The organism is Pseudomonas sp. FSL L8-0168 (assembly GCF_037976155.1).
Classification (GTDB): domain Bacteria; phylum Pseudomonadota; class Gammaproteobacteria; order Pseudomonadales; family Pseudomonadaceae; genus Aquipseudomonas; species Aquipseudomonas paracarnis.
In genome coordinates this window covers 3,281,388-3,303,486 of sequence record NZ_CP150262.1, presented here as the reverse complement: position 1 = coordinate 3,303,486, position 22,099 = coordinate 3,281,388, and the positions used below count along the sequence as shown (strand labels likewise).

22 protein-coding genes and 4 pseudogenes are annotated in these 22,099 nt (G+C 55.8%); 14 read left to right on the top strand and 12 right to left on the bottom strand.

Annotated features, from left to right (window positions below):
• Positions 1–6: 6 nt before the first annotated feature.
• Complete coding sequence (locus MHH62_RS15035) at positions 7–912, bottom strand: LysR family transcriptional regulator (RefSeq protein WP_014719245.1); 906 nt, start codon at positions 910–912, stop codon at positions 7–9.
• Positions 913–1,004: 92 nt separating this feature from the next.
• Here MHH62_RS15035 and MHH62_RS15030 point away from each other — a divergent pair, with 92 nt between their 5' ends.
• The 9 genes from MHH62_RS15030 (at position 1,005) to MHH62_RS14990 (ending at position 10,705) form a co-directional block, all read left to right on the top strand.
• The gene (locus tag MHH62_RS15030; RefSeq protein ID WP_339231246.1) at positions 1,005–3,341 is read left to right on the top strand and encodes a membrane-bound PQQ-dependent dehydrogenase, glucose/quinate/shikimate family; all 2,337 of its coding nucleotides are present in this window, start codon (positions 1,005–1,007) and stop codon (positions 3,339–3,341) included.
• 39 nt (positions 3,342–3,380) lie between these two features.
• A complete protein-coding gene (locus MHH62_RS15025; protein WP_019817521.1) occupies positions 3,381–5,018 on the top strand; it encodes a hypothetical protein in 1,638 nt (545 codons plus the stop codon).
• The gene (locus MHH62_RS15020) at positions 5,011–6,105 is read left to right on the top strand and encodes an HlyD family secretion protein (protein ID WP_038450971.1); all 1,095 of its coding nucleotides are present in this window, start codon (positions 5,011–5,013) and stop codon (positions 6,103–6,105) included. The genes MHH62_RS15025 and MHH62_RS15020 overlap by 8 nt, the downstream gene beginning before the upstream one ends.
• A 358-nt stretch (positions 6,106–6,463) precedes the next feature.
• Entirely contained in the window at positions 6,464–7,024 is a 561-nt protein-coding gene (locus tag MHH62_RS15015; protein ID WP_038450970.1) for a TetR/AcrR family transcriptional regulator, read from the top strand.
• 697 nt (positions 7,025–7,721) lie between these two features.
• Complete coding sequence (locus MHH62_RS15010; RefSeq protein WP_014719240.1) at positions 7,722–8,276, top strand: OsmC family protein; 555 nt, start codon at positions 7,722–7,724, stop codon at positions 8,274–8,276.
• A 72-nt stretch (positions 8,277–8,348) separates the two neighbouring features.
• Entirely contained in the window at positions 8,349–9,122 is a 774-nt protein-coding gene (locus MHH62_RS15005; RefSeq protein WP_019817523.1) for an SDR family oxidoreductase, read from the top strand.
• Positions 9,123–9,215: 93 nt separating this feature from the next.
• Positions 9,216–9,443 (top strand): hypothetical protein, encoded by a 228-nt coding sequence (locus tag MHH62_RS15000; protein ID WP_224796956.1) that lies wholly within the window; start codon positions 9,216–9,218, stop codon positions 9,441–9,443.
• 168 nt (positions 9,444–9,611) lie between these two features.
• Positions 9,612–10,310, top strand: a complete 699-nt coding sequence (locus MHH62_RS14995; protein WP_014719238.1) for a DsbA family oxidoreductase — start codon at positions 9,612–9,614, stop codon at positions 10,308–10,310.
• Between the two features lie 65 nt (positions 10,311–10,375).
• Positions 10,376–10,705, top strand: coding sequence for a thioredoxin family protein (locus MHH62_RS14990; RefSeq protein ID WP_103452251.1), 330 nt, complete (start codon positions 10,376–10,378; stop codon positions 10,703–10,705).
• 31 nt (positions 10,706–10,736) lie between these two features.
• Here MHH62_RS14990 and MHH62_RS14985 read toward each other — a convergent pair.
• The 5 genes and pseudogenes from MHH62_RS14985 to MHH62_RS14965 form a co-directional block, all read right to left on the bottom strand.
• A pseudogene (locus tag MHH62_RS14985) lies at positions 10,737–11,067 on the bottom strand (glutathione-regulated potassium-efflux system protein KefC); the annotation flags it as partial.
• 1 nt (position 11,068) lies between these two features.
• Positions 11,069–11,275, bottom strand: a pseudogene (locus tag MHH62_RS14980) (NAD(P)H-dependent oxidoreductase); the annotation flags it as partial.
• 107 nt (positions 11,276–11,382) lie between these two features.
• The gene (locus MHH62_RS14975; protein ID WP_014719236.1) at positions 11,383–11,601 is read right to left on the bottom strand and encodes a 4-oxalocrotonate tautomerase family protein; all 219 of its coding nucleotides are present in this window, start codon (positions 11,599–11,601) and stop codon (positions 11,383–11,385) included.
• A 30-nt stretch (positions 11,602–11,631) separates the two neighbouring features.
• Complete coding sequence (locus MHH62_RS14970; RefSeq protein WP_108538346.1) at positions 11,632–12,738, bottom strand: alkene reductase; 1,107 nt, start codon at positions 12,736–12,738, stop codon at positions 11,632–11,634.
• 45 nt (positions 12,739–12,783) lie between these two features.
• Positions 12,784–13,116 (bottom strand): carboxymuconolactone decarboxylase family protein, encoded by a 333-nt coding sequence (locus MHH62_RS14965; protein WP_014719234.1) that lies wholly within the window; start codon positions 13,114–13,116, stop codon positions 12,784–12,786.
• Between the two features lie 495 nt (positions 13,117–13,611).
• Between MHH62_RS14965 and MHH62_RS14960 the strand changes: the two genes are divergently transcribed.
• Positions 13,612–14,205, top strand: coding sequence for an SH3 domain-containing protein (locus tag MHH62_RS14960; protein WP_306372330.1), 594 nt, complete (start codon positions 13,612–13,614; stop codon positions 14,203–14,205).
• Positions 14,206–14,459: 254 nt separating this feature from the next.
• Complete coding sequence (locus tag MHH62_RS14955) at positions 14,460–14,594, top strand: transposase domain-containing protein (protein ID WP_322255497.1); 135 nt, start codon at positions 14,460–14,462, stop codon at positions 14,592–14,594.
• Here the strand turns inward: MHH62_RS14955 and MHH62_RS14950 are convergent.
• From MHH62_RS14950 to MHH62_RS14935, 4 genes and pseudogenes are all read right to left on the bottom strand, one after another.
• Positions 14,591–15,117, bottom strand: a pseudogene (locus MHH62_RS14950) (NAD(P)-dependent alcohol dehydrogenase); the annotation flags it as partial. The gene MHH62_RS14955 and the pseudogene MHH62_RS14950 overlap by 4 nt on opposite strands.
• 80 nt (positions 15,118–15,197) lie before the next feature.
• Positions 15,198–15,749 carry a hypothetical protein gene (locus MHH62_RS14945; protein WP_019817530.1) on the bottom strand — a complete coding sequence of 184 codons (552 nt, stop codon included), beginning with the start codon at positions 15,747–15,749 and terminating at the stop codon, positions 15,198–15,200.
• A 211-nt stretch (positions 15,750–15,960) separates the two neighbouring features.
• Positions 15,961–16,326 (bottom strand): annotated as a pseudogene (locus MHH62_RS14940) (BrnA antitoxin family protein).
• A 285-nt stretch (positions 16,327–16,611) separates the two neighbouring features.
• Positions 16,612–17,835, bottom strand: a complete 1,224-nt coding sequence (locus MHH62_RS14935) for a benzoate/H(+) symporter BenE family transporter (protein ID WP_339231243.1) — start codon at positions 17,833–17,835, stop codon at positions 16,612–16,614.
• A 95-nt stretch (positions 17,836–17,930) separates the two neighbouring features.
• On the opposite strand from MHH62_RS14935, the gene MHH62_RS14930 reads away from it, so the two are divergent.
• The gene (locus MHH62_RS14930; protein WP_014719230.1) at positions 17,931–19,430 is read left to right on the top strand and encodes a PLP-dependent aminotransferase family protein; all 1,500 of its coding nucleotides are present in this window, start codon (positions 17,931–17,933) and stop codon (positions 19,428–19,430) included.
• 27 nt (positions 19,431–19,457) lie between these two features.
• On the opposite strand, the gene MHH62_RS14925 is transcribed toward MHH62_RS14930, so the two are convergent.
• Positions 19,458–19,805 (bottom strand): hypothetical protein, encoded by a 348-nt coding sequence (locus MHH62_RS14925; protein WP_339231241.1) that lies wholly within the window; start codon positions 19,803–19,805, stop codon positions 19,458–19,460.
• Complete coding sequence (locus tag MHH62_RS14920) at positions 19,786–19,959, bottom strand: hypothetical protein (RefSeq protein ID WP_014719228.1); 174 nt, start codon at positions 19,957–19,959, stop codon at positions 19,786–19,788. Before MHH62_RS14920 ends, MHH62_RS14925 begins: the two co-directional genes overlap by 20 nt.
• A 135-nt stretch (positions 19,960–20,094) precedes the next feature.
• On the opposite strand from MHH62_RS14920, the gene MHH62_RS14915 reads away from it, so the two are divergent.
• Complete coding sequence (locus MHH62_RS14915; RefSeq protein WP_019817535.1) at positions 20,095–20,769, top strand: response regulator transcription factor; 675 nt, start codon at positions 20,095–20,097, stop codon at positions 20,767–20,769.
• Positions 20,762–22,072 (top strand): HAMP domain-containing sensor histidine kinase, encoded by a 1,311-nt coding sequence (locus MHH62_RS14910; RefSeq protein WP_339231238.1) that lies wholly within the window; start codon positions 20,762–20,764, stop codon positions 22,070–22,072. Before MHH62_RS14915 ends, MHH62_RS14910 begins: the two co-directional genes overlap by 8 nt.
• Positions 22,073–22,099 lie beyond the last annotated feature (27 nt).

Genomic DNA, 22,099 nt, shown 5'->3' with positions numbered 1-22,099 from the left:
CAGGACTCAATCGGGAAAGTATTTTTTTGCCTCTTCCGTGGTATAGCGCAGAAAGATCTGCACCGCCTGCGGAATCAAGCGCCGTGACAGTAGAAAAGCATACAACGACATGTTCTGGAGGGTATAGCCAGGTAAAATACGTACCAGTTTTCCGCTCTCAACGGCCTCATTGGCGCTGGGCAAATTGAACTGCGCGATGCCAAGTCCGCGCAGAGTAAGATCCATGCGCGCATCGTTCGGTGTGGCAAGCAGGATGGCTTGCACCGGCATCAGGTGTTTATGTCCTTGGGGGTCGATGAGCTCCCACTCGGGTTCTCCCTGACGCCCAAGGCAGGGCCATTGCAGGAGATCGTCCGGTACACGGGGAGGTTTCCTGCCGGCCAGTAACAGGGGAGAAGCGAATAACCCTTGTGGCATTGAACAGATTGGCCGAGCAACCAGCGACTTGTTAATCACTTCGGCGCGGCGATGACTGAAGTAGACATCCACTGGCTCTTCAATGGGGTTTGGCACGCGTGTGCTGGCCTCCACTTCAAAATGAATTTCGTGCTGTTCTTCCAGCATTCGAGCGATAGCCGGGTTGATAAACCAGTGCACAACCTCGGGCGATCCGACGACCCGGATACGTCCTCTAATTTTTCCATCATCCGACTTGATCGCGCTTTCAACCTCCTGAAGGCCTTCGAACAAGGGCGCGATTTCGCTATAGAGCCGCTCGCCCGGGTCCGTCAATCGCATAGAGGGCATCCGATTGAACAAGCGCAGACCCAGGTGCTCCTCCAGCCGGGTCACGGCGCGACTGATGCTTGAAGTGTTCTGCCCAAGCCGTTCAGCCGCACGGCTGAAGTTCAATGTTTGCGCGGCAACGAGGAAGGTGTGGTATTCGCTCCACATGGCGTTGCTTTTATGCAATGTATAGTTGCTCCATATGGCATGGCTAAAATTAATAGACTAACACTATCATCACCAAGTCTGAGAGCCATTTAGCGTATAGGAGTTCAACTGTGACCTCGATAAATCGTATTTTTGCCAGCCTAGTTGCCTTGATGGGGCTGGGGCTATTGTCAGGTGGAGCTTACCTCTTAACCCTTGGCGGATCGTTTTATTACGTGCTGGCCGGATGGGCCTATCTGAGCGCTGGCGTCATGCTTTGGCGTAGGCAAGTTTGTGGAGTATGGCTGCTGGTAGCGGTTGCCGTGCTGAGTGTTCCATGGGCGCTCTGGGAGTCAGGCACGTTCTATTGGGCGCTGTTTCCACGCCTGCTCGTACCGGCAGCGATGGCGAGCATCGGCTTGCTCCTGTTATCCACTTGGTCGCCTGCGGACTCCCGGCGCCGGATACGCGGCCTGGGTGTACTAGCGCTATTAGGGACGGCTGTGTTCTTTGGGTTTGCCTTTACTCCACATGGTGTCGTCTCGCCTGTCTCGGGCACACCTTTTACTGCAGCAGCCACAAACACCACGCCTTCAAATTGGTCCGCATATGGCCGAACCACTGCGGGTACGCGCTACGCGCCCTTTACGCAGATCAACCGTGACAACGTTCAGGACCTGAAAGTGGCCTGGACCTATCGTACCGGCGCGAAGATCCAGTTGGACAAGGGCGCCGTGGATTCGAACACCCCATTGCAAATTGAAGATACGTTGTTCACTTGCACACCCGATGATCGCATTGCTGCCATCGATGCAGATACGGGGGTAGAACGTTGGAAATTCGATACCCATAGTGCATCTCCTATCTGGAACCGTTGCCGCGGCCTGGGTTACTACAAGCTCAAGGAGGCGCCGGCTGATGGCGTCTGTGCGGAACGAATCGTCAATTCCACCATCGATGCGCGCCTGATCGAACTAGATGCCAAGACCGGCAAGCAGTGCCCAGGTTTTGGCAGCGACGGCGTCGTCGACCTGAAGCAGGGCATGGGCGACGTTAAGCCTGGGTTCTACTTTCAGACTTCCGCGCCGCTGGTGGCGCGCGACTACATTATTATCAGTGGCTGGGTAGTTGATAACTACAGCCGCGGTGAGCCGTCAGGCGTGATCCGCGCCTTTGATGCCCGCACCGGCGCACTGGCATGGGCGTGGGACCTGGGCAACCCGGACATAACCGGCTTGCCACCGGCGGGGCAGACCTACACGCCCGGCACGCCCAACATGTGGACCGCCGCTGCCTATGACGACCAGTTGGGTCTTATCTATGCGCCGCTGGGAAATGCCACGCCGGACTTTTTCGGCATGGAGCGACCACCGCACTCGGATGAATACAACTCTTCCCTTGTCGCCCTCGATATCATGACGGGCCGCCCGAAATGGAAATTCCAGACCGTCCATCACGACATCTGGGACTACGACTTGCCTTCTCAACCCGCGCTGGTCGATTTGCCTGACGGCCAAGGCGGAACCATCCCCGGGGTATTGCAAACCACCAAGCGTGGCCAGCTTTTCCTGTTAAATCGCGCCACCGGAGAGCCGATTGCGGACGTCGTCGAAAAGCCCGTGCCTACGGCCGGTGCGGTACCTGAAGAAAAGCTTTCGCCTACACAGCCTTATTCGGTAGGGATGCCGACTATCGGTGCCGAACACCTCACCGAGAAGAAGATGTGGGGGGCAACCATGTTCGACCAACTCATGTGCCGCATCATGTTCAAGCAACTGCGCTACGAGGGCGACTTCACGCCGATCGGTCTGACCAAGGCGCTGGATCAGCCCGGCAATATCGGAGGATTCAACTGGGGTAGCGTCTCCTACGACCCCGTTAATCATCTGGCTTATATGAACGATATCCGGGTGCCGAACATCTTTTGGCTGATGCCTCGTGATGAATTCAATACTTGGACAAAAACCCACCAGATCGAGGTGAGCGGACATGGGCCGTCACCGCAGTTGAAAACACCTTACGGTCAAGCCATTTATATCTGGATGTCATCCCTAGGGGTTCCGTGCAACCAGCCGCCCTATGGGACCGTCACGGCGGTCGATCTGAATACGCACAAGGTGGCCTGGCAAGTGCCGGCTGGCACCACAGAGCAATTGGGGCCACTGGGTATCGCATCACACCTGCCCATGCCCATGGGCATGCCAACTTATGCAGGAACGATGACCACGGCAGGCGGCCTAGTATTCTTTGCCGGTTATCAGGACTACTACATCCGGGCATACGACGGGCAAAGTGGCAAACTCGTCTGGGAACATGAATTACCGGTCGGCGCCAGCGCCACGCCGATCTCCTACGTCTCGCCGACGACGGGCAAACAGTACGTTGTCATTTCCGTAGGCGGGGCAGCGCATTCTCCCGACACCGGTGACTATGTAATGGCCTTCAGCCTTCCGACATCCCAACCGTGAAGCGTCTGCAGCGACAGCAAAAGAAGGCGTTACCTGTACATGGCCAGCGCTGAATACGTGTTCAAAGCTGACGAGAAACCGGCGATGGCGGGCAGTCCTTATAAGCCCAGGCTGTCGCCGGCCAGGCGTGGCATATATTTTGTCGTAGGCTTATTCCTCGGGACCTGCACGACGCTGTGCAACGGCCTGGTGGCGAGCAATCTAGGCGTAATCTCTGGCTCTATTGGCGAGTACACGGCTCAGGTCTCATGGTTGGTGGCAGTTTTTTTGGCGATCAATGCCAGCGCCAACCTGACCTTGGTCAAGGCCCGGATGCAGTTCGGAATCCCTTTGGTCACGGCAAGCATTGTCGGTACCTACATCGCTGCCTGTGTGCTGCAGTTACTGTGGCCCACTTTGACAACTGCGGTCATTGCCACGGCGATCAACGGCTTGATGTGCGCGACGTTGATCGCCTTGAGTACCTATTATCTGATGCAGGCCATAGCCCCATCGGCCCAGCCGATGGCCCTGATTATCAGCGTAGGGCTTACCCAGATAGGATCGCCGGTGGCGCGCATGATTCCCGTGGAATTTCTCGCCTCGGAACATTGGCTGGGGCTGCACTTGTTGAATCTGGGCATTGGTATGGCGGTGTTGGGTGTGACGTTGGCGGTGCCTTTGCCACGCAGTGATAGGGCCAGCGTGTTTGCTGCCTCGGACGCAGTGGTGATTGTATTGCTGGTTTCATCCTTCCTGCTGTTTGCCGGTGTGCTTGGCCTCGGCCGGAGCTATTGGTGGACCGACGCGCCCTTTCTCGGCTGGATGCTGGTGGCGGCTATCTCGTTGCTGGTGACGGTGGTGTTCATTGAACGACGTCGGCGTCAGCCGCTGTTGCAATTGGAATGGCTGGGCAGTTTCGACTTGATGCGTTTTGTTGCGATTGCGCTGCTGGTTCGGCTATCGCTGGCCGAGCAGACTTTCGGCTCGGTAGGTTTGCTATCAATGGGCGGGCTTAATAACGATCAGTTGCGTGTCCTGTTTGCGTGCGTACTGGTGTCGATGCTGATGGGGATCGTCGTCGCTTGCCTGACGTTGTCGCCCAAACGTATCCCCTGGCAGGTCATGGTCGCGGCTTTGTTTATCGCAACGGGAGCGTATCTGGACTCGCAATCCACCAGCCTCACGCGTGCGCCGCAACTGTACCTGAGCCAGTGTTTGATTGGGTTCGGTGCGACGCTGTTCATCGGGCCTGCCTTGATCTTTGGCTTTCTCAAACTGTTCGCGAAGGGACCTCAGTACATGATCACGCTCGTGGTCCTGTACGGGGCGAGCCAGAGTATCGGCAGCCTGGCAGGGTCGGCTGTAATGGGCAGCTACGAGTTCATCAGAACCCAGTCCCATATCGCTAGCCTGGCGGACAGTGCGCCGATCACCAATCCCCTTGTCGTAGCGCGCCTCGGCATTGGCGAGGCGTTGCTTTCGAGTCATATAGCCGACCCGGAACAGCGCCAGAAACAGAGCAGCAAGCTGCTAGGACAAGCGTTGCAGCAACAGGCTAGCGTACTGGCATTCAATGACGTCTTTCGCATGGTGTCAGTGCTGGCTTTTGGCACCGCGATGTATGTGTTTTATCTGCAGATGTCGGCTTTTTTCCTCTCGCGCATCCGTCGCGAGCCTGAGAACGTAAATGACTGATTCCATGACTGTTCCATCGGATGTTGAACACACTGCTTTTCATTGGTCGCCCCCGCCCCGGGGCCGTTTGCAAGGCATCATCATGGTGCTGGCTGCGATTGGCGTTATTACGATCGTCCTGTACATCTGGAAGTTGCCGCCTTTTGACGCAGGTCTGCAACAGACAGATAACGCCTATGTGAGGGGGCGAACCACGGTGATTGCCCCTCAGGTCAGCGGCTATATCGTCCAGGTGGCCGGGCAAGATTTCGCGCAGGTCAAGCGAGGCGAGGTCCTTGTGCGTATTGACGATGAGGTCTATCAGGCGCAGGTAGATGAGGCGACGGCCAATCTTGGCGTCGCCAATGCCGACCTCTCCAACAACCAGCAGGCGCACGCTGCTCGCATGGCGGGCATCGAGAGTCATGTTGCAGCTATGGCCGGTGCGCAGGCGCGCTTATTGCGTGCCCGCGCTGACATGCAGCGCGCAAACGCGTTGGTCATGGATGGCGCCATTTCTACGCGCGAGCGCGACCAGGCACGAGCCGATTTCAGTCAAGCCCAGGCCGAGGTACAGCAGGCGGGTGCGCAAGAGTCGATTGCTCGGGAGGAGTTGCGTACCGTGGATGTCGGCCGTGAAGGTCTGGAAGCCCAGGTGCGGGTGGCACAGGCAAAACTGCGTGCGGCTCAGATTGATCTTAATCACACGGTCATCCAGGCGCCGGAGGATGGCGTGCTCGGAGAAGTGGGCGTGCGGTTGGGCCAATTCGTGACCCACGGCACACAATTGATGTCGGTAGTGCCCGCTGATCACTGGATAGTCGCGAACTACAAGGAGGCGCAGACTAAGGCTATTGCGCCCGGCCAGATCGCGACGCTCAGGATTGATGCGTTAGGAGGGGCGACGCTAACGGGGCATGTCGAGCGGCTCTCACCAGCGACGGGCTCGGAATTCGCGGTGCTCAAGCCGGACAATGCAACGGGCAATTTCGTCAAGGTACCGCAGCGTATCGGGGTGCGCATATCTGTTGATCCGGACCAGCCTTTCGAGTCTTCGCTGCGCCCGGGCATGTCGGTTGAGGTCGATGTCGATACGCGTCATCGGTGAGGAGGCGGGTAGTGGACCATCAGCATTCAGTTGCTGTTGAGAGCCCCCTGGAGCGTATGGGCAGGTAGCAAACGACTGTTAATCATTGGGTTCCAGGCCCGGCTTTCCCTTAGGGAACAGGTGCCCCGTAATCGGAGGGTGCTTTACTTTGCCACGACGTTGTCCCGTGTAAAAAATATGCGAGCGTGCCGAGGTTGAAAGCGTTTCAAGATTGGCTATTCGAGGAGGTTCATGCGGCTTAGGGCATGCACTCGAAATCGGCAATCACATCGGTAGCTCAGTTCAGCGTTCGGCGAACGCTGTCTTATGAGGTGTGACTAATTTATGATGCCAGGATGATAAATTTGGATGCAGCATCATGAGTACACGTTCAGACCTTTTGACCAGCGCCGAGGTTCTGCTGCGCACGAAAGGCTATGCGGCCTTCAGCTATGCCGACCTTGCGGACGACATCGGCATTAAAAAGGCGAGTATTCATCATCACTTCCCCACCAAGGAAGGCTTGGCAATTGCCATCGTCGAGAGCTACCTGTTCCGGTTTAAAAAGCAGCTGGACGCTATCAATGATGAACACGTCAGTGTTGTCGACCGGCTGAATGCCTTCGCCTTGATGTTCGCTCACAGCAGCCTGAACGGGATGCTTCCACTCTGTGGAGCCTTGGCCGCAGAGCTTATGGCCCTGCCTGAAAGCCTCAAAGAAATGACAAAGGAATTCTTTGAGATCCATCTCACTTGGCTCCAGGAAAATATTAAGCAGGGTCAAGATCGAGGAGAGCTTAAAGCCGAACTGGATGTAACCCGGGTTTCAAGGTTCATATTGAACACTTTAGAAGGTGCGAGCTTTGTTTCTTGGGCGATGAGCGATGATTACGAGAAATCTTCGGGATTTGATTTGATTTTATCTACCCTTCGTCACTAAAGACGTAGCAAGTACGTTTATAGACTCTACCGCTGCACTCTCTGCCCGGGGGCGTCTTTCATCGCTGTATCTTTGGTACATATTCCAATAGTCTCTCGACTTGATCGCCTGCCAAGAGCAGGCGGCCTTGAGTTATTTGATTCGGGGTCGCGAGCCAATCTACGCTGTTTTAATTAGCGCAGACTAAAACTACCAGATAGATCACTCGGTATTATCTGGTGTGCGGTAGATTTGCATCCAATGACGGGGAGGTTTGCTTGTAGGCGGCGCTTTTTCCTGACCGCGAATTGTACAGTACCGCCCATGTTTAGCGGCGACCGCGCTCTTGGCTGCGTTCAAAGTGACCTCTTGAAACGAAGCTCCATCTCGTCCCAATACGTGGCCTGGGGCATAAACAGCGATAAACCTCCTTGATTTTATATCTATGCGGAGACGGTCTTGTGCCATCAATTCGTACAGTTACATAAAACAAACCTGATGCTTAGAGCTGTGAGATGACCTGTGCTGGCGTCACTCTCGGAGTGATTCTGTCGGTCACGACTCCCACTGTGTTGTCATCAATATTCCCAAATCCTCTATGCAGCCTAGCTTTTCGAAGCTATTGGTATCGTCATCTTCCTTGTAAGCCAACCTACTACTTGGTAGGCTTGTTTCTCTTCCGGTCGAATCGTCCGGCTTATCTGAAGAGGAACGTCCAATGAGCAGCAATCTGAATGGTATCGATGTCGCCGCACTCCAGAATTTCGCCGAAGGCGTTGCTGGTGATGCGACTAAGCGCCACGCAAGCTTCAACGTTAAGACTGCTTGGAAGGGGCAGACCCGTTCTGTAGCCAAAGTCAGCCGTTACAGCTTGGCTGGTGAAACCTATTCCCGCGATTTTGAAATTGCAGCCGATGAGCCGAATGAATTGCTTGGCGAGAACACCGCGCCCAACCCTCAGGAGCTGCTGATGGCTGCTCTCAACGCCTGCATGTCGGTCGGCTATGCCGCCAATGCCGCGATGATGGGCATCAAGATTCACAGCCTGGAGATCGAGACTGACGGCACCCTCGACCTGCGCGGTTTCCTAGGCATCGACGAAAGCGTTAACCCAGGCTACGACGAGGTGAGTGTCGTCATTCGCCTGCAAACCGACGCCTCCCGTGAGCGTGTAGAGGAGCTGCACAACGTAGTGCTCAAGACTTCGGTCAACTACGCAAACTTCTCTAAAGCCATTCGCATGCTCCCTAAGCTCGAAGTCATCGAAGGCTAACCGTTCTGGCCATAGGTCAGCGCGGCACCTTGCCGCTGGCGACCTCTTACGAATCTAATACCGGAGTCTGTAATGAGCGATTTTTTTGCAGGTAAAAAACTGTTGGTTGTTGGCGGCACGAGCGGCATGGGCCTGGAAACAGCGCGCCAGTTTTTAAAGGCAGGTGGCAGCGTGGTTCTCACCGGCAGCAAACAGGATAAAGCCGATGCTGTGCGCGCCGAGCTGAGTCAGTTGGGGACCGTATCAGTGATCGTTGCCAACCTCATGACCGAGGAAGGGATGAATCATGTACGCAACGAAATCAATGCCAACCACAGTGACATCGGCTTCATGGTGAACTCTGCAGGCATATTCATTCCGAAGCCTTTCATCGAGCACGATGAGGCTGACTACGACATGTACCTGGATCTGAACCGCGCCACATTCTTTATCACGCAGGCCGTGGTCAAGAATATGCTTGCTGCCAAGCGCGAAGGCTCCATTGTTAACGTCGGTTCGATTGGCGCGCAGGCCGCGCTGGCCGGCTCTCCAGCAACCGCTTATTCGATGGCCAAGGCGGGCCTGCACGCAGTCACCCGAAACCTGGCAATTGAATTGGCTCCCTCAGGTATCCGAGTCAATGCCGTTTCGCCAGGCATCGTTCACACCTCGATCTATGAAGGTTTCATGGATAAGGACGCGATCCCGGATGCGATGAAGTCGCTGAACGACTTCCACCCACTGGGTCGAGTCGGTGTTCCTGAAGACGTCGCCAACACCATCCTCTTCTTACTCTCCGATAAAACCTCCTGGGTGACTGGTGCTATCTGGGACGTCGATGCAGGGGTGATGGCGGTGCGTGCCTAAACACCGAGGCAAGCTCTGCGTGTAGCGCCTCTCATTGGGGCGCTCTGCAGCACGCCGCTCCGGTGACAAGGGTGCTGGTTGTAGGAGTTTCAAGTGTCCATCAAAAGCCGCGCTGCTGAGCTACGCGGAAACCGCTTACAGGCTTTTTCCCGACTTTTTGTGATCAGCGCGAATGAGGGGCTGCTGCCGTTATGCGGCGCCTTGGCGGCGCAAATCGCTGCGTTGCCTTTGTCGCTCCAAGGGCTCACAAGGGAATTCTTCAATTCGCAGCTCACTTGGCTCCAAAGCACCCTCAATGACGCCGTCCGGCAGCACAGCTGATCGCTGGGAACATCTGTTGAGCACTTCGCTTTCATGCTTCTGAGCATGTTGGAGGGAGCAAGCCTCATTGATTGGACATTGGGTCGCTCAGCCGACCCGTTGGCTGGCTTTAACCATTTGCTTGAAATGGCCGCAATGCAATCTTCACTTCTCCGTGCAGGATAAAATATGCAAACCCCTTCGAAAAAATATGTAGTCGATATCTGGTCTGATTATGTGTGTCCCTGGTGCTGGATTGCCAAGCGTCGTTTTGAAAAAGCACTCGAAAACTTACCGCAGAAGGACGATGTACAGGTCAACATTCGGGCCTATCGACTGGCTGCAAATCACGCCCCTGAACCGATGATCGCGGCACTGAAACGTAAACTCGGCAACCCAGACTCCGCAGCGGCGATGATGAGTACGGTCAGTAAATATGGCCAGGCTGACGGGCTGGATTATCGCTTCGACACCATGATGTTTGGTGACACAGCGGATGCTCATATCCTGGTGAAAGCAGTTGAAGACACGACAGTGAAAAAGCGCCTTGTTGAGGCGCTGTACGAGCAAAGTACCAGTCACGGCAAGTCGCTTTTTGATCGCGTCAATTTGGAGGCGATTGCGAAGGAGGCAGGTGTGCCCGATGAATCAATTCAGTTGGCGCGGTCATCCGTGGAGCTGCGTGTTGAGATGCTAGAGGACGAGCATTTCGCAGCCCAACTGGGTTCCGGCGTGCCACTTTTTGTCTTCAACAACGCGTTCTCGGTGTCAGGTGCTCAGCCAGAAGCGATCTTTCTTGAAGCGCTGGATCAAATGGTTGCTAAAGCGAGAACCGGGGATAGCTCATTGATGGGTCAAGTCTGCGGCATTGATGGCTGCGAAATTTGATGGACAACGGAACGGGGGTACTCAGAAGGTGCCCCCTTTTCCTTAACACAACATGTGAGATCCCAATGAGCCGTATCGTTGAATTGAGCGCTCCCCAATTTGCCCGCTTCGTAGCCAAAGGAAGCAGTGTCGTAATGTTCTCAGCCTCTTGGTGCAAACCCTGTAAAGAAATGAAGCCAATCTTCATTGAGCTGGAGGAAAAGCTCCACTCTCTAGCAGTTTTTGGGAAGATCGATATCGCGGCGTCTCCGACAATCGCGCAGATGTACGGCATCCGCTCTGTGCCGTCGTTGGCGGTGTTTCATGAAGGCCGACTGTTGAAAGTCTTCGCTGGGTCTAAATCGGTCTCGGCCTTGAAAAAAGCAATCATCACTGAGCTGGAAGATGTTAGCTAACCAAGCATCCCTCCGCGACCTATAAGCCAAATCAGCTACCTGTCTCCCTATGCGCAAGGCTCACTTTTCCTGGGCCAGCATCACTTGGATGAGCGCGGTCTTCATTGAATATTTCCGTTAGTAAAGCGTTGGCTCGTTTGTAAGCGTCATACTTGAATTCGGTATCGTCCTGGGCCTGAGCGGCCATCTCCTCTAGCATCTCCAAACTCAGGCGGCGGAATCGATCCGCACGCTCACGAGCTTCGTAGCGTCCTATCCCGAGTTGCTCCAAAACCCCGGCGCCCGAGGGGCAATGCGCTTTCAAATGTTTCTCGCTCGACTTCTTCCACACCCATCTGACGTAGGGTAATGATGTGCCCCATAGCTATACCAGTACAGCGGGTGTTGCAGAGCGAGGAGATCCGCCTGTTCCACCGCTCTCTGCTCAGCTTGAACGTCGATATTGAAACCGGGGTAGAGGTCGTACAGCGAACGGATTGCGACAGCGGGATTGCTGGCTGCCAGATTGAGCATCAACATGTTGACGTTGGATTTGTCAGGGTAAGGATGGGCGTAAATGATCAGAATCACGGAGTAGTCCCCACAAACCTGGCGTTCTCCAAGAACGGAAAAGCTCCCTGTTCGTTGAGCATGGCCGCACTCAAATAACAGGAAGCTAATGATCTGAAGGTGAAGCCTTACTCGCCGGCTTGCAGCTTCAATACTTCTTGGGTGGTCACAGGTTTGCCACCAATACCCCAGTCTCCACTTTTTACCTCTTCGAAGATGACCCACGTGAGAGCGCGCATGTTTTCGCCTTCAACCGACACCATAGCGTCAGTCACTTTGCGAATCACCTCAGCTTTTTGCTCGTCGGAAAAAACGCCTTCAATCCCTTTGATAGTTACGAGTGGCATGGTGTTCTCCTAGATGTTTGTGAAGGAATATCAGGCTTTGGCCGCTGCGTATTCCGGATAGTCGGTGTAGCCCTTATCAATCGAACCGCTTACGCCGTAGTAGGTCGCGCGATCACCCTCGGCCAATGGCCAATTGTTCTGCATGCGCTCTACCAGATCAGGGTTGGCAATGTAGGCGGTGCCAAAGGCAATCAGATCTAGCTCGCCTTTGGCCAACTCAGACTCTGCAATCTCTTTGGTGAAGCCGCCCGCAGCCATCAAGGTGCCCTTGTACGCTTCACGGAATGCAGCGCCGAAACCTGGTGGCGTTTGCGCGGCGAGGATGGTCGGTTGGTAGTTCAGGTGAACAAATGCCAGCTCTCTTTCGTTGAGGGCAGCCGCCATACTCATCCAGGTTTCTTCTTCGCCTTCGTACACACCGAAGTCATACAGTCGACCAAACGGAGAGAAGCGAACGCCAATCTTCGATCCGCCGATTTCAGCAGCAATCGCATCAATGGTCTCCAGCAGGAAGCGTTGGCGGTTCGCAATAGAGCCTCCGTACTGATCAGTACGAGTGTTCAGGGCGCTGCTCAGGAATTGGTCGAACAGGAAGCCGTTGGCTGCCATGATTTCGATACCGTCAAAGCCGGCGTCAATGGCCATCCTTGCGGACTTCACGAAGTCGGCGATGACGCGTTTCACTTCTTCAGTTTCCAGCGCACGTGGTGTGCTTGGCTGTACCGGGCCAGATTTACCGGGCTCGATCCAGGCATACACCGTGGTATCTACCGCAGGCACCGTGCCCGAGGAGACTGGCACCATGCCGTGTACCGAGGTGTGGGACATACGGCCTACGTGCCAGAGCTGCGCAAAAATCTTCCCGCCCTTGGCGTGCACCGCGTCAGTCACTTTGCGCCAGCCTGGTAAGTGCACATCTTCGTAAATGCCAGGGGTGTACAGATAGCCGCGAGCCTCATCGGAAATAGGCAGGCCTTCTGTGATCAGCAAGCCGGCGGAAGCTCGTTGCGCGTAGTAAAGCGCGTTGGATTCATTCGGAATGTTGTTCAAGGTTCGGGTGCGAGTCATTGGGGCCATGACAACACGGTTTTTCAGCGGAGTACCGGCCAGATCGTAAGGTGCGAACAGCGTATTCATAATTAATCTCGACGTCGTTGAAGGGGAAGAACATCGGCGTTTGAATTAGGACTTATCGAACGCGTCGAGTACGTGGGTGCTGTACACCAGCGCGGCACCGGCATTCATGTTGATAGCTACACCCAGTGCTTCGGCGACCTCTTCACTGGTTACACCGAGCTTCTTTGCTTCAGCGGCGTGAAATGCAATGCAGCCATCGCAGCGAGTCGTCACGGCCACTGCGAGGGAGATGAGTTCGCGAGTCTTGGCGTCTAGATGATGGGTTTTGCTTCCGGCGGCACCGAGAGCAGCCATACCCTTCATGGTTTCAGGTGACAAGCCATTCAGCTCTATCAAACGAGTGTTGATGTCTTTTCGGGTTTGCTTCCAGTCTTGCATGGGATTCTCACAGGGATGTCGTTGGTTGCAGATATTTAAGATCTGAAACAAAGCTACCATCCAGTTGGTAGGGTTTCAACGAGTCTGGGGTGATTTTTAATATCAATGCAATTTAATAGGCGGCTTTACGCTGTTTTTTTGGAAGGAGAGTTCGAGTGAGAAATATCGCTTAGCTAGCTGGAGGCTTGTTTAGCAACTCAACCATGCCATGCCACTGCGTTTTTTGGGTGACACCAGCTTCACTGATGCGACCGAGCAATTGGGGATTTTCAAAGGGCATCAGACCTTCATAGCTGACCACCACATAGCTGCGGCGGACAGGGTGGTGAATGGGCGTGGAGCGACCCAAAACACTGCAATGCAGAAAGAGTCAAATGGTTTCTTTCTAATGATGCGACGCAGCGTCTGCTCGAGATACTGGATCAGGGAAAAACCAAGCTTTCGAAATTAGGTTGGCTGCAAAAAACGGAAGATTGGCTAAGCTCGCAATAGGTGATGCGTCAGGTTGGTCAGGAAGACACCCGTTGTAATACGTGCCGAATGAGAGCAATGGATATGCGCAAGAAGTCCCGGTCATGGTTTGTCCCGCTCCTGCTTGTTTTTGCCGTCCTGTGGGCAGTGGGGAAGAAGGACACGCCTTCAGCCCCCGCACAGTCAGGCGTTCTGAGCGCGCCGAGTACGTTTGAGTCGACTTCTCCAGCCTCACCCTCAACGCCGGCCCCTGTCTCTGCGACTGAGCACTTTGTAAGCGCTGATAATCTCAATGTCCGGAATCAACCAAGCGGTAAGGTCGTCTCGAAGCTGAAGCGCGGGGAAAAGGTTCAGGTTTTCGAGACGCGCAACGATTGGGCACGCATCAGTATTGATGGTCAATCACCGAAGTGGCTTTCGTCAAAAAGCTTGTGCAGCGGGTCGGGCTGCTACTTCGTTTCGAAACCCAAACCAGTGACGCAGCCAGTACAGCCTGCTCGCCAACAGACTCCAGCTTACGGCTCCTCGTGCCCCTGTTCCTCTGGAAACGTGTGTATAGGGCCTAGGGGTGGTCGATACTGCATTACCTCTGGCGGTAACAAGCGGTATGGCGTATGAGCGATTACCGTCTCCTTTTCCTACAGCCCAATGAGTTACCCTGCTTTGACAAGCTAATCCAACGCGACTAACTTTCATGGCGTGATGCGTTCATGCGCTCGCGCTACACAGCGTTTCTATGTCTCCACCTCGTTTTTCGTGGCACCGTTGTGACTAACAGGTAGCAAATGACTGTTAATCATTGGGTCCCTGGTTCGAGTCCAGGTCGTGGAGCCAGATAGAGAAAAGCCTGTAGAGATACAGGCTTTTTTTTCTTGGGATTTGACCCAGCAACCCAGCGCGCTTCCCATGACGCCATCAACGGGCATGATCCGTATGCTTATTTGAAGGGCGTGCTCACGCGCCTGCCTTCGCAGCGGGCGAGTGAGATTGAAGTGGCTGGGTCCTAAGCAATTTTGATTACTACCTTACCAAAGGCGCCTCTGGCCAAATGTTCGTACGCTTCGCGTGCTTGATCGACTGGATACACGTGGTCGATTACCGGGCGAATCTTGTGCTCGTTCAAGAATTCGTTCATTCGGTCAAATGCCGAGCGTGGAGCAACGGCTATGCCGCGAATCGTTGTTTGCCGGAAAATCATAGGCATCAGGTTCAAGGTAGAGGTCTGGCCTGTCAGAAAGCCGATCTGTGCGATACGTCCACCTGCCTTTGTTGCAGCAATCGATTGATTGATGCCGTCACCGCCTGCCACATCCAGCAGGAGATCCACTCCCTTGCCGTCAGTGAGCTTCAGAACTTCCTCTGCCCACTCAGGGGTAGTGCGATAATTTATACCCGCAACAGCGCCCAGTTTTTTACAGCCTCCAGATTGTCATCACGGCTCGAGGTGACGATAACCTTGGCTCCCAAAGCTGTAGCAATTTGTGCTGCAAAAACAGAAACACCTCCAGATCCCTGAACCAAGACGGTTTGCCTGCGCACCAAGACGGGCGAGTGCAAGATGTGTTCGGCAGACGCTTACGGTGAGTGGGCCGGACGGTTACCTTACAGTTTCAAAGCGAACAAGGATTAACCAGGTTTACGATAGAGGTCATCGTCATCCCCGCTCTCCCTCGCCCCGTGTCCCTTACATAATCCTTTTCAGTGCCCACCAAGGTTCGTTTTCCTGGTTGGAGCAGGGTTTCCACAATGAGCTTTTTCTTCGCGATATCCGGTTTAAAACTCGGCTCTACTGGCCAAATCTGCACGGCATAGTCTTGGGCGAACAAAAGCAGATTGGGAGCGGTATCTACCGGCGTTTGTAGGTGCGCGCACATGACGTCGCTGGCTCGTACTTCAACAACTGTTTTGTAGTGGGGCTTGTCGTAACTGGCCAATATCAATTTTGTCCGAGTCTGAACCCCCAGCGCTTCCTGAGGGTGGCAAGGCGTCACTTCTCCATAGGCGTAGGCGCACCAATTCACCTGGGTCATTGTGACAATTTCCTCAGGCTTTAATAACAAGTCTTTCTGGATGTTCAACTGGTCTTGCGGTTTTTCGTAGGGGATTGTCGTGCAGCCAGTGAGCAATGCGAGTGCGAACAGAGTGATGAACTTGAAGTACATGGCTTTCATTTCCTATGAATTACATCGACCTGATAGAAACGACTTCCACAAAACGGAATTTTTTCCTAGCCGCCTTGGTAGCGTCTTACTCAGCTAGGATACTTGGGAGAGACTCTTGCTCGGGAGGCGGGCTGCAGAGATGCAGGCTTTTTTTGCCTAGGATTTGGCCTGCATGGCGCGATTCGCAAGAAGCCAACTCTAGCGCTTCGATTTAGACAGGTTTGCTTTTTGATTTGGCAGGCAGCGGATTAACAAGCATTCGATTCAATTCTCCAGCGAGCGCTATCAACTGCTGTTCCAACGCTTCGACCTCTGACACGCTGATGCCATTGTTGAGAACTTGCAAGGTTTTGGCTTATTTCTTCGAGGCTGGCGCTAGGTTATAGGTGTCCTGGGACACCAATGCCTGCCGCAGTAGATTGTTGATTACGGTCTGATAGCCGGTGCCTGCACTCTGCGCACGTTCACGGGCGGCTTCGATCACAGCATCGTCCAGCATGATCGTGATACGGGTTTTGCCTTTGTTGCTTGCGATGACGCCGCGCTTGGCGTTACTGAAGTCGTATTCGTCTTTCATGGCTCAAACCTCCAGGTACTGGCGCCGTTCATTTTTGGATGCATGAAAAGCGATGAAATGGACGATCGGCTGTGACGATCTATATCGTGGACACGCCATTTTCCCTCCGATCAGTTGGAGCTTGATCTTGCAGAGATTGCCTGCGGATTTCCGTGCGCAACGGGCGTCTGTTTACGTAGCCATGTTCTGTATGCTTTGTCGGAAGGCATGCATAGACATGACCGAATGCCATATCGAAGCGTTTGAGTGGTAGGCGGGCTGCGTTTGAGCCCAGGTCGCGGTGCCTCAGTTAGCAGCGTTCTCACGAGCATCAAGCCCCCGACGCGGCAACTGCCCATTAAGCACGACGTACGCCGCCAACCCAATCAGCAGCCCCCAAAACGCCCCGCCAATCCCGAACAACGTGATGTTGGCGGCCGCTGCCAGAAAGGTAATCAGCGAAGCCTCACGGGAGCTGGCATCGGCCATGGCGCCGGCCAGGCTGCCGCCGATAGTGCCGAGCAGGGCGAGCCCGGCCAGGGTGGTGATGAAGGTGGCCGGAAAGGCCATGAACAGCGCGGCGAGGGTGACGCCGAAGACCCCGACGAGGATGTAAAAAACACCTGCCGCAATCCCGGCGATCCAGCGCTTGGAGGGCTCTTCGTGGGCTTGCTTGCCGGTGCAGATGGCGGCGGTGATCGCCGCGATATTGAACGCGTGCGAACCAAAAGGCGCCATAAGCAAGGAGCCCAGCCCGGTGATGGTCACGATAGGGTTGGCACTGGTGTTGAACCCATCGTTGCGCAGCACCAGCATGCCGGGCATGTACTGGCCGGTCAGGGTGATCAGAAACAGCGGCAGCGCGACGCTGAGCAAGGCGTTGAGCGAAAACTCAGGCCGGGTGAATATGGGCGCTGCCAGTTGCAGTTCCAGGCCCGACAAGTCGACCCGTCCCTGAGCCATCAAGAAGGCCAGTCCCAACGCCAGAATACCCACAACCGCGTAGCGTGCGGTCAGGCGTTTGAGCACGAGGTAGGCAACAATCAGCAAGCCGACCAGCATCGGGTCAAGGCTCATGCCGCCGAAAGCACCGATGCCGAACTGCAACAGAATACCGGCGAGCAACCCGGCGGCCACGCCTGGCGGGATCAGCCGGATGACTTTTTCGAAATAGCCGGATAAGCCCAGCAGCACGAAGGCCGCGGCCGAGATCATGTACGCGCCCACCGCCTCGGCATAGGGCGTGGTGGACAGGGCCACAACCAGAAAGGCAGCAGCCGGTGTGGACCAGGCGGTGATGATAGGTGTGCGGGAAACCCAGCTGAGAAACAGCCCGGTGACCCCCACGCCGATGGACACCGACCACACCCAGGACGCCGTCAACTCAGGGCTCAGCCCAGCGACCTTGGCGGCCTGGAACACCAGAATGAAGGTGCCGCCATAATTGACGATGACCGAGATCAGGCCGGCGACAATCGGCGGGATGAGGTCGCTGAGGCGAACCGATGCGTTGGGTGTTGACGAAGGCATGGCGTTACGTTGCTCCTTGCAAATGGCGAAGCGCAGAGTCTACGGATAAACTGGCCTGCTTCTTCCTGCCAATTTATTCATATAGAGCAGACCGCATGGCGCAAACCTTCGAGCTCGAAACACTGAAAATCCGGCTCAACGATGCCGAGTTTCAGCGGCTGGATCTGCACCTGCGAATCCAGCGCGCCTTGCGGGCATTGATTCTTGAGGGGGCCCTTGATGCGGGCCTCAAGCTGCCGGCAACCCGAGTTCTGGCCAAAACGCTAGGCGTTGCCCGCGACACGGTCGAGAACGCCTATGTGCATTTGCACCGGGACGGCTTCATTGTGCGGCGCGAGGGCTCGGGCAGCTATGTATCGGAGGCAGTGGGCACCGAGTTACGCGGGGCTGCGCGCCAGCGCATCAACATGCAAGACACCCAGCGCAGTGATGCAGTGCCAGGGGCGGGCTTGAGCCGGCGCGGCCGGATGATGTTCGATACGGGTGGCGTGACTGATCAACAGGCGGTGAAGGCCTTCGCCACCGGGCTGCCGGAAACCCGTACCTTTCCTGTCGATATATGGGAGCGCCTGCAACGCCAGGCCATGAAGGACTACCGGGGTAACGTCCTGTTGCATGGCGACCCGCAAGGCGCCGAGCCTTTGCGCAAGGCGATCGCCACCTACTTGAACCTCGAGCGCGGCGCCAAATGCTCACCCAGCCAGGTTCTGGTACTGAGCAGCACTCGCCAGGCCCTGTACCTGTGTGCCCAATTATTAGTGGATGCCGGCAAGCCCATCCTCCTGGAAAACCCCGGTTACTACGGTGCCAAGAAGGCTTTTGAAGCGGCCGAGACCCAGGTGGTGCCTATTGAAGTTGATGCACTGGGGATCCGCACCGACCTGCTGCGGGCAGACCGCAGCGGCGCCAATTGCGTCTATGTGACGCCTTCGCACCAATACCCCACCGGCGCCACGTTAGCGCTGGAGCGCCGGTTGGAGCTGATCAACTGGGCGGCCGAGCAGGGCAAGTGGATCCTCGAGGACGACTATGACAGCGAGTTCCACTACGACGGGCCGCCGATTGCCTGCGTCCAGGGCCTGGACCCGTACCAGCGCACGATCTACCTCGGCACCTTCAGCAAAACGCTCTATCCCGGATTGCGGATGGGCTACATGGTGCTGCCTGCCGAACTGGTCAGCGCATTCACCTATGCGCGAAGCATCATGGACGGTCACACGCCACAGATCCTCCAACTGACTCTGGCGCGCTTCATGGAGGACGGCCACTACCACGGCCATGTCCGGGCCATGCGCAAACTGTACGCTGCGCGCCGGGCCGTCATGCTCACCGCCATCGGCAAACACCTGAAGGGGATTGCCACAGCCTTGTGCCCCCATGGCGGGCTGCAGATGCCCTGCCTTTTGGCCGATGGCTGGTCGGAGGAAAACACCATCCGCCAAGCTGCCAGCGCAGGCGTGCAGTTGCCCGGACTCAGTCGGTTGTACGCCGGCGAGGAGAAGAAACAAGGTTGGCTGTTAGGATATTCATCCTTGACTGCCCATGAAATCGAAACAGCCATGGGGCGGCTGGCTGCTGCGCTGCGCAAGCAATAGGCCCGTGCCGTTCAGTGCGCGAGGTATCTAGTGCCTGCTCGGGGTTTGAACCGCAGGCAGGATGGAGTCGAACCATTGCGCCAGGTTCGAGCCTGATAGCCGCTGCACCTGATCGACATCCATCGATTCATCCTCACCGGCGGTGTAGCACTGATCACCACTGCGCCTGTCATCGGGATAGACCATAAAACCACCACGGCCGTCAGGGCAGTCGGGCAGATACACCGAGGACAGGTCGCGTTGCTCATCGAGGTGCGCATTCAAGCGCGCGATATAGACACCCATCGAAACCGCCACGCCAATAACCAGCACCACACAGGCGACCAACTGGCCGGTATAGCTGGCGCCAATCTCATCACGACGCACGGGCGACATGACACGACCCTGTCTGCTCAACATTCTGGCCAATCAGAAACCAGCCACTGCCTCCCATGCGTACCAGCTGAGTTTGCTGTGGAAGGATGCCCACCATCAGCGCGAGGAAAATCACGGCTAACAGCACCCCTTTGATCATCGAATACAGGTTCATGACGGTGACGAGCTCTGGATAAGAAGAGCCTTAGCCTAAGCAGCACGGGGTTAACACCAGGTAAACATCGCGGGAAACAGCCCGACTTCCGCTATCCTTCACACCGCTGAGCACTACCCGCCCGAGGTTTTTTCCGTGCATATTCATCTGCTGCTGGTCGAGGACAATCTGGACCTGGCTACCACCGTCATCGAGTACCTGGAGATCAGCGGCATCGTCTGCGATCACGTCAGTAATGGTCAGACCGGACTTAACCTGGCCCTCAATCAGCATTACGACGTTATTCTCCTGGATATCATGCTGCCGCGACTGGATGGCCAGCAGGTATGCGATCGGTTGCGCCAGCAAGGCATCCAGACGCCGATCCTGATGCTGACCTCGCTGGACGCGTTATCCGACAAGCTCGCCAGTTTTGCCGCTGGCGCCGACGACTACCTGGTCAAGCCGTTCGAACTGGCCGAACTGGTCGCCAGGATTCGTGCCCTGAGCCTGCGTCGCAGCGGCCAGACCAGTCGGCTGCAAGTGGACGACCTGGTGATGGAACTGACCACGCGTAAAGTCAGCCGGGCAGGGCAGGAGCTGCATTTGTCGCCCATCTGTTGGACCTTGTTGGAAAACCTGATGCGCGCAAGTCCTCAACCGGTCTCTCGGGAGCGCCTGGAGGCGAAGATCTGGGGCGATGAGCCGCCCGACAGTAATTCGCTCAAAGTACATATGCATCGGCTGCGCAAGACGGTAGACAAACCCTTTGGCCGGCCGTTGATTCATACCCTGGCGGGTGTCGGCATTCAGGTAAAACCCCATGCGTAACGGCCTGAGTCTGAAGTGGGTAATCAGCGGCAGTTTCCTGTGTCTGATTGCGGTGGTGCTGGTGATCTACAGCAAGCTGCTGCCTGAATTCACCGTGCGCGGCCTGTTCTACACGGCCAGCGCGATGATGGAGGAGGAAGCTCAGTATTTTCTCCGGCATTACAAACAGGACCCGACCACGCCGACGCCGCACAATTACTTCTACACCAGCGTCATCGGCAAGGAGGCGTTGCCTCAGGACGTGCGCGAGTTGCTCACTACATCGCCGAGCCTGTCCTTCGGCGCGGTGAATATCTTTGGCGATCTCTATTCCGATGACGACGACGAGCCCTTCCAGATCATCCTCGAACAGCCCCTGGGTGACGGCAAAATCCTCTACATGTACGACATCGATCACGATAAGGAAGCAGGGGGAGAGGTCGAGACGCCGTTGTCTGACGCCTATTTCGATCAGGTCATAGAGAGTGTCAAGTTCATCAGCCTGGCGGTCTTCGTGCCGGCGCTGATCATCATCGCCTTGCTGGTCTGGTGGCTGGTTCGGCCGCTGGGGCGCCTGGTGCAATGGTCCGGCACACTCAAAGACCCTGAGGCACTGACCGGCACACGGCCGGGTTTCAGTTTCAAGGAGTTCAACATGCTGGCTGATGCCCTGACCAAAAGTGTTGAGCAGGTGCAGGCCGCCAGCCAGCGCGAAGGCCGCCTGTTGCGCTACACCAGCCATGAACTGCGCACGCCCCTGGCGGTGCTCAAGGCCACAATCGAATTGTTGGCCCTGCAATCGGGCGGTGTGCTGCCACCCTCATTGCAGCGCATAGAACGCTCGGTGCTGAATATGCAACTGATCGCCGAGACATTGCTGTGGATGAGTCGCGAGCGTCCAGAGCCGCTGCCGGAAGAAGACGTTGACCTGAGCGAGCTGGTGGGCGACCTGATTGAAAAACACCGCTACCTGATCGGTCACCGAGATATTGAGCTGAGCATCGACATCCACAACGAACCTTGCCGACTGCCCCCTACGGCGTGTCGTATCGTGATCGGCAACTTCCTGCGCAATGCGCTGCAATACGCGGAAGAGGGCACGGTGGATATCAGTTTCAAATACCCCCGGCTGGTGATTGCCAATTACATCAACGAGGCCAAGCCGCGGCAGGAATCCGACGACTATGGATATGGTCTTGGGTTGCAGTTGATGCGGCAATTGTGCGCAAAGCTGGGCTGGCAGATTGAGGTGATCCGTGAGCAACAGAGGTTTACCGTCATTCTTGATTTTACGAGCGGGCGGGCTGTCGAGTCAGAACGTTAAAGGCTGATAGCGCCTCACAGAAGCGCC